Source organism: Pseudomonas shirazensis, assembly GCF_014268785.2.
Lineage (GTDB): Bacteria > Pseudomonadota > Gammaproteobacteria > Pseudomonadales > Pseudomonadaceae > Aquipseudomonas > Aquipseudomonas shirazensis.
In genome coordinates this window covers 72132-88559 of record NZ_JABWRD020000002.1, presented here as the reverse complement: position 1 = coordinate 88559, position 16428 = coordinate 72132, and the positions used below count along the sequence as shown (strand labels likewise).

The following is a 16428-nucleotide window of genomic DNA, read 5'->3' as shown; positions in this document are numbered from 1 at the left end:
ATTTGCAGTCAGTGAGTCTGCCGTATCTGCGCAAGTTCAGCAAAAAACCGCATTCAACAGGCCTGTCATGAATTTTCTTTGTTCTCTGTCATATACTCGGTCCGCCCCTTGCAGGATATTTCAGCAAGCGGCGTCGGCACGGGGAAAACCCAGTGCCTGCAAGGCGATCTTCACAATAAAAAAACTGGAGTAGTTCAGATGTCGTCTCGTGAGACTGGGAATGTAAAGTGGTTCAACGATGCCAAGGGTTATGGCTTCATTCAGCGCGAAGATGGGGCCGATGTATTCGTCCACTATCGGGCGATTCGTGGTGAAGGGCATCGCTCGCTGGTCGAAGGGCAACAGGTTGAATACAACCTCACCCAAGGCCAGAAAGGTCTCCAGGCCGAGGATGTAGTGGGCCTGTAAGCGCTGGTTGGCAAGCCTCAAGCTGCAAGTTGACCGTGGAACTTGCAGCCTGATGCGATTGCTCCTGTTACATCCCTCTCGCAGTATTACTGCGTGCGCCAGGTGATTTCCTCTTCACCATCGGCGCTGATGCGGACCCAACGGTCGGCATCCTCTTCCCCGTGTTCTTCGCTCCAGCTGCCCGGTGCACAACGCACTTCGACGTTGAGTGCGGCAAAGGCTGCGCGTGCGCAGGCAATGTCGTCTTCCCACGGGGTCTGGTCGCTTTCCAGGTAGAGGCTGTTCCATTTCCCTACAGCCTTCGGTAACCAGGTCACCGGGATGTTACCGGCCTGGCATTTCCAGGTCAGGCCTTTCTGGGTCCATTCGGTGCACGGGCCCAAGGCCTCGACCAACCACTGGGCAATCTGCTTGTGGTCGACGTCGGTGTCCTTCAGGTAGATCTCGATATCAGGTTGACGCATAAAGGGCTCCGGTGTGCTCAGGATTGGCGCAGGAAATAGTCATAACGCATGGAAACGGTCACCTCGAACGGCGCGGCCTGGTCGATCACCAGCGCGCGCTTTTCAGCGCTTGCTCGCCAGCCGTGCGGGGTCATCGCCAGCAGGTCGGCGCGAGCCTTGGGTGCGGCCAGGCTGAGGCGAAACTCGAGGGTTTCGCTGTGAGCATGGACCATTCCCGCTGGCACCAGTGCCAGGTGTTTGTCGTCAGCATACGGACGCACTTCATCGTAAAGCACCTCGCGCAGTTCCATCAGGTGACCGCTGGTCGGGCCGACCCGCATCAGGCCGCCGCCGGGGCTGAGCAGGCGCAAGGCCTCCTGCCAGTCGAGCGGGCTGAAAACGCTGGCGATGAACTGGCAGCTGGCATCGGCCAGGGGTACGCGGGCCATGCTGGCGACCATCCAGGTCACCTGCGGCGCGCGCTTGCAGGCGCGTTTAACCGCTTCACGGGAAATATCCAGGGCGTAACCCTGGGCCGCCGGCAGGGCATTGGCGAGCTGCGCGGTGTAATAGCCTTCGCCGCAGCCGATATCCAGCCAGGCGCCGGGCTGGCGCTCGGCAGCCAGCTGCGCCAGGCGCTCGGCGACCGGTGCATAGTGGCCACCGTCGAGAAAGTCACGGCGGGCCTCGACCATCGCCTGATTGTCACCTGGATCACGGCTGTTCTTGTGCTGCACCGGCAACAGGTTCAGATAACCCTGGCGAGCACGGTCGAAGCGATGGCCGGCGCTGCACGCGACACCGTTTTCCAGCGCTGCCAGGGCCGCCTGGCAAAGAGGGCAGATGAGCATCAGGCGAGCAACCGCACCAGGGTCTGGTAGTAGATCTCGGTCAGCAGGTCGAGATCGCTGGCCAGGATGCGCTCGTCGACCTGGTGGATAGTGGCGTTGACCGGGCCGAGCTCGACCACCTGAGTACCCATGGTGGCGATGAAGCGGCCGTCGGAGGTGCCGCCGCTGGTCGATGGCTGGGTGTCGCGGTCGGTGACGGCCTTGATGCTGGCCGCTACCGCGTCGAGCAGTTCACCCGGCTCGGTGAGGAACGGCAGGCCCGACAGCGCCCAATCGATCGACCAGTCCAGCTGGTGCTTGTCGAGAATCGCCGCCACCCGCGCCTGCAGGCGTTCGACGGTCGACTCGGTGGAGAAACGGAAGTTGAACAGCGCAGTCAGGTCGCCAGGCACGACGTTGGTCGCGCCGGTGCCGGAATTGAGGTTGGAGATCTGGAAGCTGGTCGGCGGGAAGAACGCATTGCCTTCGTCCCAATGCTCTGCTGCCAGTTCGGCCAGCGCTGGCGCCGCCAGGTGGATCGGGTTGCGCGCCAGGTGCGGATAGGCAACGTGGCCCTGCTTGCCGCGTACGGTCAGCTTGGCACCGAGCGAGCCGCGGCGGCCGTTCTTGACCACGTCACCGAGCAAATTGGTGCTCGATGGCTCGCCGACGATGCACCAGTCGAGGCGCTCGTTGCGTGCGACCAGGCGCTCGACGACGGCTTTGGTGCCGTGATGGGCGGGGCCTTCTTCGTCGCTGGTGATGAGAAAGGCGACCTTGCCGCGGTGGTTGGGGTAGTCGTGCACAAAACGCTCGCTGGCCACCACCATCGATGCCAGGCTGCCCTTCATGTCGGCAGCGCCGCGGCCGCAGAGCATGCCGTCGGCATCGATCAGTGCCTGGAACGGCTCATGTTGCCACTGCTGCACCGGGCCGGTCGGGACCACGTCGGTGTGGCCGGCAAAACACAACACCGGGCCGTCCTTACTGCCATGGGTGGCCCAGAAGTTGTCGACGTCTTCGATGCGCATCGGTTCAAGCTGGAAGCCGACAGCGCCCAGGCGGTTCATCATCTGGGTCTGGCAGTCGGCATCGACCGGGGTCACCGAGGGACGACGGATCAGGTCGCAGGCCAGTTGAAGGGTAGGCGAGAGCTCGGCGGGGGCCGTCATGGGGAACTCCGGGGGCAAGGCAAGGACGAAAAAACAGGCGCGTTATCTTATATCAAATGCGCCCGCCGGGCACCTTCAGGGTGCCGGCGGGTGGCCTTTGTGGTCAGGCAGTCGAGGCTTGTGCGGCATTGCTTGCCGGTTTGGGCAGCGACGACAGGAAGGCCATGATCAGCGCGGCCAGATACGGCAGCGATTGCACCAGCAGCATGGCCACCCAGAAGCGCATGTCCGAACTCGGCAAGCCCTGCACCAGGTAGATGCCACCGGCAGCGCCCCACAGCAAGAGCATGATGAACAGCTCTTCGCGCGCCTCGGAAATCGCCACCAGCAAACCATGGCTGTCGGCGTTCTTCGGCGTGCGGAAGAACGGCATGCTGCTGGTGAAGAAACCGTACAGCACGGCCTTGGCAATCGTATGCGACAGCGCCAGCCCGGCCAGGGCAGCAGCGAAGGCGTCCTTGAGGTTAACGCCCACCGCACGACGGTAGAGGAACAGGATCTTGCCGACCTTGAAGAAGAACAGCGCCAGCGGCGGGATGGCAAAGATCATCAGCGGTGGATCGACCCGGTGCGGGACGATGATCATTGCTGCCGACCACAGCAGCGCACCGACGGTGAAGAAGATGTTCATGCCATCGGCGACCCACGGCAACCAGCCGGCGAGGAAGTGATAGCGCTGGCCGCGGGTCAGTTCACTGCCCTTGCCCTGCAGCAGGGCGCGGGCGTGGTGCTTGATGATCTGGATCGCGCCGTAGGCCCAGCGGAAGCGCTGCTTCTTGAAGTCGATGAAGGTGTCGGGCATCAGGCCCTTGCCGTAGCTGTTGTGCGCGTAGGCGGCAGACAAGCCTTTTTCGAACACGCGCAAGCCCAGCTCGGCGTCTTCGCAGATGCACCAGTCGGCCCAGCCGAGTTCTTCCAGCACCGAACGCCGGGTCATGGTCATGGTGCCGTGCTGGATGATCGCGTCACGGTCGTTGCGGGTGACCATGCCGATGTGGAAGAAGCCTTTGTATTCGCTGTAGCAGAGCTTCTTGAAGGCGCTTTCGTGCTGGTCGCGGTAGTCCTGCGGCGACTGCACCACGGCGATCTTCGGGTCGGCGAAGTGCGGCACCATGTGCTTGAGCCAGTTGCGGTCGACGCAGTAGTCCGAGTCGATCACGGCGATCACTTCGGCGTCCTTGGCCGTGTGCGGCAGCAGGTAGTTCAGCGCGCCGCCCTTGAAGCCGGCCAGCGGCGCAACGTGGAAGAACTTGAAGCGCTCACCGAGCAGTTCGCAGTGGGCCTTGAGCGGCTCCCACACGGCCGGGTCCTTTGTGTTGTTGTCGATCACCAGCACTTCATAGTCGGGGTAGTCGAGCGCGGCGAGGGCGTCGAGGGTCTGTTTGACCATCTCCGGTGGCTCGTTATAGCAGGGCACGTGCACCGACACTTTCGGCCGGTAGGCGCTGTCGCCCTGCACCGGCAGGAATTCGCGACGGCGCTTGGCCGTCCACACCGTTTCGGCCAGTTCATGGGCTTCGGTCATCAACACGATGAACACACCAATCGCCCCCAGCGCCAGCAGGAAACCGACGATCAGGCTGAACCAGGTGCTGTATTGCTGGCTGTAGTCGTAGGCGATCCACACCAGCACCGAGCCACAGAGGAAGGTAATGAAGGTGAGGAAGGTGCGCCCGCGTTGGCGTAGCGCCGAGCCATCGATCAGCAGGATGGTCAGGGCGAGCATCGCCAGCACCACCGAAGCGACCGCAAGGGCACGCCACTGCGGAATCGCCACCACCGGCCCTTCGAAGTTGAATTTCTGCTGGCGCTCGGCGTTGAACACGCCCCAGTAGGCGCCCACCGAGCCTTCATCGCTGGCCTTCCACGGTTGGTCGTAGGCTTCGATGACGAAGTAGTTGTAACCACGCCGGTTTAGGGTGTTGACCAGCGTGCGCAGGTAGATGGCCTGGTCGGCCTGGGTAGCATCGGCGCCGCCGCGCATGCGGCCGTTGCTCGGCCAGCCAACCTCCGACAGCAGCAGCGGTTTGCGCGGGAACTGCTGCTTGAGCTCACGGGCGCGATCAAGCACGAACTCGACCGAATCCTGCATTGGCACAAACTCCCAGTACGGCAGGATGTGCGCGGCGATCAGGTCGACGTGGGGTGCAAGCTCCGGGTTTTCTTTCCAGATATGCCACTGCTCACTGGTGGTCACCGGCACCTTGACCGCCGCGCGGACCCGATCCAGGTACTGAATCAGCGCCTCGGGGGTGACCTCCTTGCGGAACAGCGCCTCGTTGCCAACCACCACCCGCACCACGCTGCGCGAGCTGTTGGCCAGCTCGATGGCCTTGCTGATCTCGCGCTCGTTGCGCTCAAGGTCCGGACTGATCCAGATACCCAGGGTGACGCGCAGGCCGAATTCCTCAGCCAGCCGCGGGACTTCGGCCTGGGTGCCTTCGACGGTATAGATACGGATACTGTCGGTCAGTTTGCTCAACTGCTCGAGGTCCTGGCGCATCTCCTGCTCGCTCGGGTACTGGCCCTTTTGCGGGCTTTCACCCAGGCGAAACGGCGAGTAGGAGAAGCCGGAAATCTGCTCCGGCCAGGCCGGCGCGGACACCGGGCGGTTGATCAGCGCCCAGAACCCGGTGAACAGCGCGGCGATGACCAGCACCACTACCAGGTTGAGGCCGAATTTGCGTGATGACATAAGCGATTGTAGGTTCCGAAGAGGGGAGTGGGCGGGTGCCAGCTGGTGCTGCGTTCTACGCTTGGACAAGAAAGCAGCAGTGCCATTCGGCGCAGAGGATGTAGCTCTGGTCCCACTCGGTTGTCGTCCAAGTCTGACTCTCTGATCGGACATTAAAGCAGGATTGGCAGGTTTTTTACCAACTAACAGCGCCGTGCGGCCCGGCAACCCGCCAGCTGGCATATAATGCGCGCCGGTTTTTTGCGGATAGCGAGCATGAGCACAGAAGATCCACGCTTCGCCGGCGTTGCCCGTTTGTACGGCGACCAAGGCCTGCAACGCCTGCGCGACGCCCATGTGGCGGTGGTCGGCATCGGCGGGGTCGGCTCATGGGTGGCAGAGGCGCTGGCGCGCAGCGGTGTTGGCGAAATCAGCCTGTTTGACCTTGATGATGTCTGCGTGAGCAACACCAACCGCCAGGCGCATGCGCTGGAAGGCCAGGTAGGGCGGGCTAAAGTCGAGGTCATGGCCGAGCGTCTGCGGGCAATCAACCCGGCCTGCACAGTCCATGCAGTGGCAGACTTCGTCACCCGTGACAGCATGGTTGAGCACATCACCGAGCAGATGGACTGCGTCATCGATTGCATCGACAGCGTGATGGCCAAGGCGGCGTTGATTGCCTGGTGCCGGCGGCGCAAGATCGCCGTGGTCACCACCGGTGGCGCCGGCGGCCAGATTGACCCCACGCAGATCCAGATCGGCGACCTGAACAAGACCTTCAACGACCCGTTGGCCTCACGCGTGCGCTCGACCCTGCGCCGCGACTACAACTTCTCGCGCAACACCTCGCGCAATTACGGCGTGCCGTGCGTGTTCTCCAGCGAGCAGCTGCGTTATCCCAAGGGTGACGGCAGCGTTTGCCTGCAAAAGAGCTTTGTCGGTGAGGGCGTGCGCCTGGATTGTTCCGGCGGCTTTGGCGCGGTGATGATGGTCACCGCCACGTTCGGCATGGTGGCGGCGAGCAAAGCCATCGAAAAACTGGTGGCCGGTGCGCGCCGGCCGTCGGAGCGGGTGGTCGCGCCGGCGGCTGATCTGTAAGTAGCGGTCAGCGCTTCAGGCTTCGCTGGCGAGCTGCGCCATACGCTGCAGTACCGCATGCAGACCGTTGCTGCGCGACGGCGACAACTGGCGCTCAAGCCCCAGCTCGCTGAACCAGCCGCGTAGGTCGAGCTGGGCCAGCTCGGCGCTGGCCAGCCCTTGTACCCGCACCAGCAACAACGCCAGCAAACCGCGTAACAGACGCGCATCGCTAGTGGCCTTGAAACGCCATTGGCCGTCATCGACTACGGCCACCAACCAGACCAGGCTTTCACAGCCGTGGACACGGTTGCTTTCGGTTTTCTCGGCGTCATCCAGTGGCGCCAGGCGCTCCCCCCACTGCATCAGCAAGCGTGCGCGCTGTTCCCAGCCACGGGCTTCGGTGAAACACGCCAATGCCTCGCGGGCTTGTTCGGGCAGGCTCATCGCAGCAGCTCCAGGCCTTGATCCAGCGCTTCGAACAGGCGCGCCAGATCGTCACTGTCGTTATACAGCCCCAGCGACACGCGGATCGCGCCCTCAAGGCCGAGGCCTTTGAGCAGGGGCATTGCACAGTGATGACCGGCGCGCACGGCGATGCCTTGCTCGGTCAGCACATGGGCGATGTCGGCATTGTGTACGCCGTCGACGACAAAGCTGACCAGCGCGGTCTGTGGTGCGCCCAGTACGCGAACGCCCTCGCGCTCGGCCAGACCGCGCAGCAGGTGCTGGTGCAGGCTGGCTTCGTGGCGCTCGACTGCGTTGGCATCAAGGCTGGCCAGATAGTCCAGCGTGGCGCCCAGGCCAATCACGCCGGCAATCGGCGGCGTGCCGGCTTCGAAGCCGAGCGGCGCAGGACGAAAACTGGCGCTGTGGTAATCCGCCAGTTGGACCATCTCGCCGCCAAACTGCCAATGGCGCAACTGCTGCAGCGCGCGATGGCGGCCGTAGAGCACGCCGACGCCTTCCGGGCCGTACAGCTTGTGGCTGGAGAACACGTAGAAGTCGCAGCCCAGTTGTTGCACGTCGTGGCGTCCATGCACCACGCCCTGGGCGCCATCGACCACGGTCAACGCGCCTTGGGCGCGGGCATGGGCGAGCAGGGCTGGCAGCGGTTGCCAGGTGCCGAGCACATTCGACAGCTGGCTGACCGCCAGCAAGCGTGTACGCGGGCCGATCAGCTGCAGTGCCTGGTCAAGGTCAATCTGGCCTTGCGAGTTCACCGGCAATATCACCAGGCGCAGATTGCGCCGCTGCGCCAGCTGCTGCCAGGGCAACAGGTTGGCGTGGTGCTCCAGAGTACTGATGGCGATCTCGTCGCCGGCATTGAAGCCGTGCTCAAGGCCATAGGCGAGCAGGTTCAGCGCTGAGGTCGCGCCGTGGGTGAAAATGATCTGTTGCGCATCAGCGGCATTCAGCCAGGCAGCCACCTTGTCACGGCTGGCCTCGAACGCTTGTGTGGCCAACGCGCCCGGCAGGTGTTGCGCGCGGTGCACATTGGCGGCGCCATGGCCGTAGTAATGGCTCAAGGCATCCAGCAGGGCCTGCGGCTTTTGGGTGGTGGCGGCGCTGTCCAGGTAGGTCTGGTGCTGGCGTTGCAACGCGGCGATCGCGGGGAAGTCGGCGCGCCAGGGGGAGGGCTGAAACATGTTTGCGGGACCTGCAATGAAAATCGGGCCTGGCTTTACGCCAGACCCGATCTTATCACTTCGAACCTGATGGTTCTCAGTTGTGCGCGTGCAGCGCCTCGTTCAGCTCGATTGCCGACTTGTGCGTCTTGCACTCGACTGCGCCGTTGAGCGAGTTGCGACGGAACAGCAGGTCGGTCTGGCCGGCCAGATCACGGGCCTTGACAACCTTGACCAGTTCGTTGTTCTCGTCGAGCAGGTTCACCTTGGTGCCGGCCGTGATGTACAGGCCAGCTTCAACGGTGTTGCGGTCGCCCAGCGGGATACCGATACCGGCGTTGGCGCCGATCAAGCAGCCTTCGCCGACCTTGATGACGATGTTGCCGCCACCGGACAAGGTGCCCATGGTCGAGCAACCGCCGCCCAGGTCCGAACCCTTGCCGACGAAGACGCCCGCCGAGACGCGGCCTTCGATCATGCCCGGGCCTTCGGTGCCGGCGTTAAAGTTGACGAAGCCTTCGTGCATGATGGTGGTGCTTTCGCCAACATAGGCGCCCAGACGCACGCGCGCCGCATCGGCGATACGCACGCCGGCCGGGACCACGTAGTCGGTCATTTTCGGGAACTTGTCGACCGAGAACACTTCCAGCAGCTCGCCCTTCAGGCGTGCTTCCAGTTGCAGTTCGGCAAGCTCTGCCAGGTCGACCGCGCCACGGTTGGTCCAGGCTACGTTCGGCAGCAGCGGGAAAATGCCGGCCAGGCTCAGGCCGTGCGGCTTGACCAGGCGATGCGAGAGCAGGTGCAGCTTGAGGTAGGCCTCAGGCGTCGAGGTCAGTGCGCTGTCTTCGGCCAACAGGGTGGCGACCAGCGGCTTGTGGCTTTCTGCCAGGCGGGTCAGCAGCGCGTACTGGGTAGCGTCGACCGACTTGACCGCATCGGCCAGCTGGCCGGCCTGGGCATTGCTGAACGTGATGGCCTGGTTGCCGCCTTCATAGCCCAGCACCGGGGCGATGGCAGCGATCAGTTCGGCGCTCGGGTTGAGCAGTGGTTGTGCGTAGAACACTTCCAGCCAGGTGCCCTGACGGTTTTGGGTGCCGACACCGAAGGCCAGGCTGAACAAAGTAGTGGACATGCGATTACCTCTTGCGAATAGGTGGTGGCAGCGCTGTTGGGCTCAGCCCAGCGCAGCGGCGTACAGATCCGGCTTGAAGCCGACCAGGGTGCGTTCGCCAAGGTCGAGCACCGGGCGCTTGATCATCGACGGCTGGGCCAGCATCAATTCGACGGCCTTGGCCTGGTCAATGTCGGCTTTGCTGGCATCGTCGAGTTTGCGGAACGTGGTGCCGGCGCGGTTGAGCACAACCTGCCAGCCGTGCTCGTTGCACCAGCGGATCAGGCTGTCACGGTCGATGCCTTGGCTTTTATAGTCATGAAAGGCGTAGTCGATGGCGTGTTCTTCAAGCCAGCTACGGGCCTTTTTCATGGTGTCGCAGGCCTTGATGCCGTAGAGAGTGTAAGCCATTGAATTCAAAGGGTCCGGCGGGTTCACCCAAAACCTCCCCAATATCTCCCGTTGTTTAGTCGGCGGATTATGCGACATCGCTGGGGCTGGCGCCACGGCTGGCTGCCGAATGCCTGCGGTTAAGCGCGTTGAGTAGCATGCTGTTACATATTCTGCGGCAGCCTGCGACTATTGTGCAGCGGCAGATGGCCTTAACTCCCCGCTAACATATTGTTTCAATTGCGGTCCTAGCGCTGTGAGCGTTTCTCCAATTTGACAGGATTTTTTACCGATGCAGTCAGCCTATACCGTCCTCATCCTGCTGACGCTGGTAAGCGTGTCCAAGCTGGTCGGGCGCTTGATCCCGCTGCCGTTGCCGTTGGTACAGATCGCAGCAGGCGCATTATTGGCGTGGCCCAGCCTGGGCTTGCATGTGGCATTGGAGCCGGAGCTGTTCCTGTTTCTGTTCCTGCCGCCGCTGCTGTTCGCCGATGGCTGGCGTATCCCCAAGCGGGAGCTGTGGCGCATGCGCGGCCCGGTCATCGCCCTGGCCGTGGGGCTGGTGCTGTTTACCGTGGTCGGCGCCGGTTACTTCATTCATTGGCTGCTGCCGAGCATTCCGCTGCCGGTGGCGTTTGCCCTCGCCGCCGTGCTGTCGCCGACCGATGCAGTGGCCGTCTCGGCCATTGCCCAGGACCGACTGCCGACGCCGTTGATGCACATGCTTCAGGGCGAAGCCTTGCTCAATGATGCCTCGGGCCTGGTGACCTTCAAGTTCGCCCTGGCAGCGGCCATTACCGGGGTGTTTTCGCTCACCGACGCGAGCTTGTCGTTCGTACTGGTGGCCTTGGGAGGGCTGGCCGTTGGCGTGGCGTTGAGCTGGCTGGTCGGGCGGCTACGCGCGTGGATGATCACCCGCGGCTGGGATGATCCGGCTACCCATGTGGTGTTCATGCTGTTGCTGCCGTTCGCGGCCTATGTGCTGGCCGAGCGTCTTGGTGTGTCGGGCATCCTTTCGGCGGTAGCCGCAGGCATGATGCAGAGCTGGCTGGATCTGCTGCCGCGCCAGACCAGCACTCGGCTACTCAATCGCAGCGTCTGGTCTTTGCTTGAGTTCGCCTTCAACGGTTTGATCTTCTTGCTGCTGGGCCTGCAGTTGCCGGACATCATCAAGGCAGTGGTCAGCCACGAAACATCGCTGTGGCCGGCGCTCGCCTTCCGCTGCCTGGAAGTGCTGGCGATCTTTGCGGCGCTGATCGTGCTCCGGTTCATCTGGGTACAGAGCATCTGGCGGGCGATTGGCGTGGTACGCCGCTGGCGCGGCAAGCCTGAACTGGTGTTGCTGCCGACTGCACGTTCCTGCTGGCTGTTGACCTTGGGCGGCGTGCGCGGTGCGGTGACCTTGGCGGGCGTGATGTCGGTGCCGTTGTTGATCGGTGCCGGGGAGGCGTTCCCGCAACGCGACTTGCTGATCTTTATTGCCGCCGGGGTGATTCTGTTGTCGTTGCTCAGTGCATGCATTGCTTTGCCGCTGCTCTTGCGCGGCATTACCCAGAGCCCGGATGAGCGCTTGCAGCAGGAAGTGCGGGAGGCGTGGCGGCTTACCGCAGAGGCAGCGATCCATGCCCTCGAAGCCGAGGAGGTGGTCGATGCCAACGCTGCTCAGGATGCGGCTCAGGCAACCTTGGCGGTCGAGCTCAAGGCGCGGCTGATGGCCGAGTATCGCGATGAACTGGCCAGCTACAATGACAGCGCCGAAGCCCGTGAGCTGGCGCACCAGATGGACTTGCTCGAGCGGCGCCTGCGTTTGCGTGCGCTGCGTGCCCAGCGCCTGGAACTCTATAGCCTGCATCGCCAGCACCTGGTAGGTGATGAGGTCGTGCGCCAGGTGCTGGGCGATCTGGACATGAGCGAGGCCAACCTTGGACAGGTTCGCTAGGTTCAGTCGTGCGGGTAGGCCAGGCGCATCAGCTCAAGGTCCTTTTCGCTGAGCTGGTGGTTGCGTGCGATTTCAAAATCGCCAATGGTCTGCCATTGCGCGACGGCATAATGCATGATCGACAACGGGTCGTAAGCGGTTTTTATCATGGCTGTATCAGTCTGCACCTCCAGATACTGCTGGTACACATCCTGTGCAGTCCAGCCAGCGCCTTGGAGCGTGGCGATGAGCGCCTGTTCGTTCCACGGGATATTGGCATCAGGGTGGGTGTGTTCGTGCTGTAGTCCGAGGGCGTGGCCGAACTCATGCAGCACTGTACATTCAAACCACTCTTCGCCGGGAGCGACGTTCAGGCACATGGTCTCATCGGTATGGGCCAGCGCATCGGTGCCGAAGTCTGATTCATTGTGCAGGACATCCTTGCCGGTCAGAACCCTGATCTGGGCATTGGCATCGTTGTCTTCGGCCAGATCCAATTCCAGATTCGCCTCGGACAGGTCAGTCCACTGGCTCGCCAGCTCGAAAATTGCCATTTTCAGGCTTCGATCAGGTGAGCCCATGAAAGAGATCCACAGCGTGCGGCCCGGCTCCCACAAGTGCGTGTGTTTGACGAGGCCGCGTTTGTGTCGCCCGCCACTACTTACGCCTCTGTTGCGTGGGTTTTCGGCGATCGCCAGGTCGTAGGAGAGCTGCTCTGGGATGCGGTTGCGGCAACAAGGCCGGGAATCGATGATCATCGGGAAAGCTCCTGGTCAATTGATGGACCACGAGCTTCGCCGATCGGCTATGCAGCTGTGCCTTACATATATCAGCTTGTAACTGGCTCAGCGGCGTTCAAGGAAGCGCTGGATACGCGACGCCGCCTCGATGCACTCATCCAATGGTGCGACCAAGGCCATGCGCACACGGCCTGCGCCTGGGTTGACGCCGTCGACTTCGCGGGACAGGTATGAACCCGGCACCACGGTGACATGTTCAGCTTCGAACAGATCGCGTGTGAAGTCAGCATCGCAACCCGGCACCTTGGCCCACAGGTAGAAGCTGCCGTCGGGCCGCTGCACGTTCATAACGGGCTGGAGAATCTCCAGCACGGCGTCGTACTTGGCCCGGTACTGGTCGCGGTTGGCCCGCACGTGGGTTTCGTCCTGCCAGGCGGCCACGCTGGCCAGCTGGGTTTGTACGGGCATGGCGCAGCCGTGATAGGTGCGGTACAGCAAAAACGGCTTGATGATCTGCGCATCGCCCGCGACAAAGCCTGAGCGCAGGCCGGGCAGGTTGGAGCGCTTGGACAGGCTGTGGAACACCACGCAGCGCTTGAAGTCGCTGCGACCCAGCTCGGCGCAGGCGGTGAGCAGGCCCGGCGGCGGGTTTTCTTCGTCGAAGTACAGCTCGCTGTAGCATTCGTCGGAGGCAATCACGAAGTCATGCTCGTCGGCCAGGGCGATCAGCTTTTTCAGCGTGTCCAGCGGCACCAGCGCGCCGGTCGGGTTGCCTGGCGAGCACAGGAACAGGATCTGGCAGCGTTGCCAGGTCTCGGCCGACACTGCGTCGAAGTCAGGGTTGAAACCGTTGTCTTCCAGGCACGGCAGGTAGTGCGGGGTGGCACCGGCCAGCAGCGCTGCACCTTCGTAGATCTGGTAGAACGGGTTGGGGCTGATCACCAGGCCATCGTCGGCGCGGTTGACCACCGCCTGGGTGAATGCAAACAGGGCCTCGCGGGTACCGTTGACCGGCAGGATGTGACGGTCAGCGTCAAGCCAGCCGCCGGGCACATTGAAGCGGCGCTGGCACCACTGGCCAATCGCCTGGCGCAGGGCCGGCAAGCCCAGCGTGCTTGGATACACCGCCAGCTTGTCAAGGTTGTCTGCCAGGGCCTTGGCTACAAAGGCCGGCGACTCGTGCTTGGGTTCGCCGATCGACAGGGCAATGGCACGTTTGTCAGCGGCGGGCTGCACGCTGCCGAGCAGGGCGCGCAGCTTCTCGAACGGGTAGGGCTGCAGCTGGGTCATGGCTTGGTTCATCGGCACGAGGTCTCGTCAATCATCTAGATAGTCAGGCGGGCAGGGCTGTTGTCGCTGCCTTGGCTGGGCTGCAACTGCTGGACCAGCGCTTCTTGCAGGCGGCTGCACAGTTGCGGGTCGGACAGCGGCTGGTTGTTGGCGTCGGTAATGAAGAACACGTCTTCGACCCGCTCGCCGAGAGTGGCGATCTTGGCGTTTTGCAGCGACAGGTCGAACTCGAGGAAGATCCGCCCGATCCGTGCCAGCAGGCCAGGCCGGTCGGGAGCCGTGATCTCGAGAATGGTCACCGCGCGCTGGGCATCATTGAGGATGGTCACCTGCGGCGCAAAGGTGAAGTGCTTGAGCTGACGCGGGACTCGCCGCTGGATGATGGTCGGGTAGTCTTCCGGGTTGCGCAAGGCTTCGGTCAAACCGTCGCGAATCTGCTTGACCCGCTGCGGATTGTCGCCGATCGAGCCGCCGTCGTTGTCCAGCACGATGTAGGTGTCGAGGGTGAACTGGCTGCTCGAAGTGATGATGCGCGCGTCGTGGATGTTCAGGTTCAGCTGCGACATCGCCGCCACTGTCACGGCAAAGAAGTCGTGCTGGTCGGGCGCATAGATGAAGATCTGCGTGCCACCTTCGAATTCGCGCTGGGTGGTTTCCTTGATCAGCACCAGCGGGCCGCCGTCAGCCGGCTGCTGCAGGATTGCATCGCTGTGCCAGGCGACGTCGGCGGCGGTGTGCTTGAGGAAGTAGTCGTCACCCAGTTGCGACCAGAGCTGCTCGACGTCGTCCGGGTCGGTGCCTTCGCGGATCAGGATGTCCAGCGCAGCGCTTTGTGTCTGGCGGATCTGCTCTTCGCGGTCTAGCGGGTTTTCCAGGCCGCGGCGCAGGGCACGCTTGGTCTCGCTGTAAAGCTGGCGCAGCAGGCTGGCGCGCCAGGAGTTCCACAGCGTCGGGTTGGTCGCGTTGATGTCGGCAACGGTCAGTACGTAGAGATAGTCGAGGCGCGTTTCATCGCCGACGTGCAGGGCAAAATCATTGATCACCTGCGGGTCGGAGAGGTCCTTGCGCTGGGCCGTGGTCGACATCATCAGGTGGTTGCGCACCAGCCAGACGATCAGCCGAGTGTCCCAGGTTGGCAGCTGGTGGCGTTCGCCGAACGCCTGCGCATCGACTGCGCCGAGCTCGGAGTGGTCGCCCTGACGGCCCTTGCCGATGTCGTGATAGAGCCCGGCCAGGTAGATCAGCTCGGGTTTGGGCAGACGGCCCATGAGCTTGCTGGCCAGCGGGAATTTCTCTGATACCGGGGTGTACTGCAATTTGCGCAGGTGCTTGATTAGGTTGAGCGTATGCGCATCGACCGTATAGATGTGGAACAGGTCATGCTGCATCTGCCCGACGATCAGGCCGAACTCGGGCAGGTAACGGCCAAGAATGCCGTAGCGGTTCATCCGGCGCAGGTTTCTGTGGATGCCGATCTCGCACTTGAACAGCTCGATGAACAGGCTGGTGTTGCGGATATCGTTGCGAAAGTCATCGTCGATCAAGTGCCGATGGGCGCGCAGCATGCGCACGGTATCGGCGCGCACGCCCTTGATTTCGGGGTGCTGGGCCATCAGCACGAACATCTCGAGCATGGCAAACGGGGTGCGCTTGAACACGTTCTGATGGGCGGCCTCGATGTAGCCATCATGCAGCCGGAAGCGGGCGTTGAGCGGCTGGGTGGTGCCGCTGTCTTCGTCCGCCAGAATCACTTCTTCGAAATGCTGGATGATCAGGTCGCAGAGCTGGCTGATGCTCATCACCACCCGATAGTACTGCTGCATGAACTGCTCGATGGCACGCTTGGGATTTTCGTCGCTGAAGCCGAGCAAGGCGGCGATGCTGCGCTGGTGATCGAACAGCAGGCGGTCTTCGGCGCGGCCGGCGAGCATGTGCAGGGCATAGCGCACCCGCCAGACAAAGGCCTGGGACGATGCCAACAGTTCGTTTTCGCTCTCCAGCAAAAAGCCTTCGCCGGCCAGGGCGTGCAGGTTCAAGGTGCCGTACTGGCGGCGCGCGACCCAAAGCACGGTCTGGATATCACGCAGGCCGCCGGGCGATCCCTTGACGTTGGGTTCGAGGTTGTATTCGGTGTCGTTGTACTTGTGGTGGCGGGCCTTGAGTTCGGCGCGCTTGGCCAGGAAGAACTCCTTGCTCGGCCACAAGTGCGAGGTACTGGTGGCCTCGAGCATGCGCTGACGCAGGGCTTCGGGGCCGCAAATGGTGCGGCTTTCCATCAGGTTGGTGATCACCGTCAGGTCGGCGCGGGCCTGCTCGACGCACTCGTCGACACTGCGCACGCTCTGGCCGACTTCAAGGCCGATGTCCCAGAGCAGGGTCAGTAGCTGTTCGATGGCGTCGCGATACTGCTCGTGCTGGGCGCCGTCGAGCAGAATCAGCAGGTCGATGTCCGAGTACGGGTGCAGTTCGCCGCGGCCATAGCCGCCCACTGCGATCAGGGCGATCGTTTCGGGTGGTTGCCAGTCGAACTGGCTCCAGGCCTGTTGCAGGATGTTGTCGACGAACCAGGCGCGATCTTCGATCAGCCGGCGGATGTCACGGCCTTCGCGAAAGCGCCGATCGAGTACCTCGCGGGCCAGGCGGATAGCCTTCTTGAAGGCTGCGATGGGGCTTGCCTTGAGCGCCAGTTCCGCCTGGAACTGGCCGCGGTCGAACAGCTCGGGATCCACCTGGGGCATCGAGTCGCT

At 62.8% G+C, this 16428-nt stretch carries 14 protein-coding genes; 3 read left to right on the top strand and 11 right to left on the bottom strand.

What is annotated here, in order from left to right; translation table 11 throughout:
- Positions 1-198 precede the first annotated feature (198 nt).
- The gene (locus HU736_RS11680; RefSeq protein ID WP_101317205.1) at positions 199-408 is read left to right on the top strand and encodes a cold-shock protein; all 210 of its coding nucleotides are present in this window, start codon (positions 199-201) and stop codon (positions 406-408) included.
- 86 nt (positions 409-494) lie between these two features.
- Here HU736_RS11680 and HU736_RS11675 read toward each other — a convergent pair whose 3' ends face one another.
- From HU736_RS11675 to HU736_RS11660, 4 genes are all read right to left on the bottom strand, one after another.
- Positions 495-872 (bottom strand): hypothetical protein, encoded by a 378-nt coding sequence (locus HU736_RS11675; protein ID WP_101317207.1) that lies wholly within the window; start codon positions 870-872, stop codon positions 495-497.
- A gap of 17 nt (positions 873-889) precedes the next feature.
- Positions 890-1702 (bottom strand): putative RNA methyltransferase, encoded by an 813-nt coding sequence (locus HU736_RS11670; RefSeq protein WP_186697667.1) that lies wholly within the window; start codon positions 1700-1702, stop codon positions 890-892.
- Positions 1702-2853, bottom strand: coding sequence for a succinyl-diaminopimelate desuccinylase (gene dapE, locus HU736_RS11665; protein ID WP_186697669.1), 1152 nt, complete (start codon positions 2851-2853; stop codon positions 1702-1704). The genes HU736_RS11670 and dapE overlap by 1 nt, the downstream gene beginning before the upstream one ends.
- 103 nt (positions 2854-2956) lie before the next feature.
- The gene (locus HU736_RS11660) at positions 2957-5548 is read right to left on the bottom strand and encodes a glycosyltransferase (protein WP_103436314.1); all 2592 of its coding nucleotides are present in this window, start codon (positions 5546-5548) and stop codon (positions 2957-2959) included.
- Positions 5549-5803: 255 nt separating this feature from the next.
- Here HU736_RS11660 and tcdA point away from each other — a divergent pair, with 255 nt between their 5' ends.
- Positions 5804-6625 (top strand): tRNA cyclic N6-threonylcarbamoyladenosine(37) synthase TcdA, encoded by an 822-nt coding sequence (gene tcdA / locus HU736_RS11655; RefSeq protein WP_186697672.1) that lies wholly within the window; start codon positions 5804-5806, stop codon positions 6623-6625.
- Between the two features lie 15 nt (positions 6626-6640).
- On the opposite strand, the gene HU736_RS11650 is transcribed toward tcdA, so the two are convergent.
- From HU736_RS11650 to HU736_RS11635, 4 genes are all read right to left on the bottom strand, one after another.
- Complete coding sequence (locus HU736_RS11650) at positions 6641-7051, bottom strand: SufE family protein (RefSeq protein ID WP_186697674.1); 411 nt, start codon at positions 7049-7051, stop codon at positions 6641-6643.
- On the bottom strand, positions 7048-8253 hold the full coding sequence (locus HU736_RS11645) for a cysteine desulfurase (protein WP_186697676.1): 1206 nt from the start codon (positions 8251-8253) through the stop codon (positions 7048-7050). The genes HU736_RS11650 and HU736_RS11645 overlap by 4 nt, the downstream gene beginning before the upstream one ends.
- 76 nt (positions 8254-8329) lie before the next feature.
- Positions 8330-9364 carry a 2,3,4,5-tetrahydropyridine-2,6-dicarboxylate N-succinyltransferase gene (gene dapD / locus HU736_RS11640; protein ID WP_103436318.1) on the bottom strand — a complete coding sequence of 345 codons (1035 nt, stop codon included), beginning with the start codon at positions 9362-9364 and terminating at the stop codon, positions 8330-8332.
- Positions 9365-9406: 42 nt separating this feature from the next.
- Positions 9407-9754: an ArsC family reductase gene (locus tag HU736_RS11635; RefSeq protein ID WP_101317223.1), complete on the bottom strand. Its 348-nt coding sequence runs from the start codon at positions 9752-9754 to the stop codon at positions 9407-9409.
- A gap of 271 nt (positions 9755-10025) precedes the next feature.
- Here HU736_RS11635 and HU736_RS11630 point away from each other — a divergent pair, with 271 nt between their 5' ends.
- The gene (locus tag HU736_RS11630; RefSeq protein WP_186697678.1) at positions 10026-11672 is read left to right on the top strand and encodes a Na+/H+ antiporter; all 1647 of its coding nucleotides are present in this window, start codon (positions 10026-10028) and stop codon (positions 11670-11672) included.
- 2 nt (positions 11673-11674) lie between these two features.
- Here the strand turns inward: HU736_RS11630 and HU736_RS11625 are convergent, their stop codons facing one another.
- The 3 genes from HU736_RS11625 to HU736_RS11615 all read right to left on the bottom strand — a co-directional run bounded on the left by HU736_RS11625 (position 11675) and on the right by HU736_RS11615 (position 16419).
- Entirely contained in the window at positions 11675-12409 is a 735-nt protein-coding gene (locus HU736_RS11625; protein WP_103436320.1) for a M12 family metallopeptidase, read from the bottom strand.
- A gap of 87 nt (positions 12410-12496) precedes the next feature.
- Complete coding sequence (gene dapC, locus HU736_RS11620; RefSeq protein WP_186697680.1) at positions 12497-13693, bottom strand: succinyldiaminopimelate transaminase; 1197 nt, start codon at positions 13691-13693, stop codon at positions 12497-12499.
- Positions 13694-13716: 23 nt separating this feature from the next.
- Positions 13717-16419 (bottom strand): [protein-PII] uridylyltransferase, encoded by a 2703-nt coding sequence (locus HU736_RS11615; RefSeq protein ID WP_103436322.1) that lies wholly within the window; start codon positions 16417-16419, stop codon positions 13717-13719.
- Between the last annotated feature and the right edge of the window lie 9 nt (positions 16420-16428).

Coding starts and splice junctions, on each gene's coding strand:
- HU736_RS11680 (WP_101317205.1), top strand. CDS start 199: ATGTCGTCTCGTGAGACTGGGAATGTAAAGTGGTTCAACGATGCCAAG.
- HU736_RS11675 (WP_101317207.1), bottom strand. CDS start 872: ATGCGTCAACCTGATATCGAGATCTACCTGAAGGACACCGACGTCGAC.
- HU736_RS11670 (WP_186697667.1), bottom strand. CDS start 1,702: ATGCTCATCTGCCCTCTTTGCCAGGCGGCCCTGGCAGCGCTGGAAAAC.
- dapE (WP_186697669.1), bottom strand. CDS start 2,853: ATGACGGCCCCCGCCGAGCTCTCGCCTACCCTTCAACTGGCCTGCGAC.
- HU736_RS11660 (WP_103436314.1), bottom strand. CDS start 5,548: ATGTCATCACGCAAATTCGGCCTCAACCTGGTAGTGGTGCTGGTCATC.
- tcdA (WP_186697672.1), top strand. CDS start 5,804: ATGAGCACAGAAGATCCACGCTTCGCCGGCGTTGCCCGTTTGTACGGC.
- HU736_RS11650 (WP_186697674.1), bottom strand. CDS start 7,051: ATGAGCCTGCCCGAACAAGCCCGCGAGGCATTGGCGTGTTTCACCGAA.
- HU736_RS11645 (WP_186697676.1), bottom strand. CDS start 8,253: ATGTTTCAGCCCTCCCCCTGGCGCGCCGACTTCCCCGCGATCGCCGCG.
- dapD (WP_103436318.1), bottom strand. CDS start 9,364: ATGTCCACTACTTTGTTCAGCCTGGCCTTCGGTGTCGGCACCCAAAAC.
- HU736_RS11635 (WP_101317223.1), bottom strand. CDS start 9,754: ATGGCTTACACTCTCTACGGCATCAAGGCCTGCGACACCATGAAAAAG.
- HU736_RS11630 (WP_186697678.1), top strand. CDS start 10,026: ATGCAGTCAGCCTATACCGTCCTCATCCTGCTGACGCTGGTAAGCGTG.
- HU736_RS11625 (WP_103436320.1), bottom strand. CDS start 12,409: ATGATCATCGATTCCCGGCCTTGTTGCCGCAACCGCATCCCAGAGCAG.
- dapC (WP_186697680.1), bottom strand. CDS start 13,693: ATGAACCAAGCCATGACCCAGCTGCAGCCCTACCCGTTCGAGAAGCTG.
- HU736_RS11615 (WP_103436322.1), bottom strand. CDS start 16,419: ATGCCCCAGGTGGATCCCGAGCTGTTCGACCGCGGCCAGTTCCAGGCG.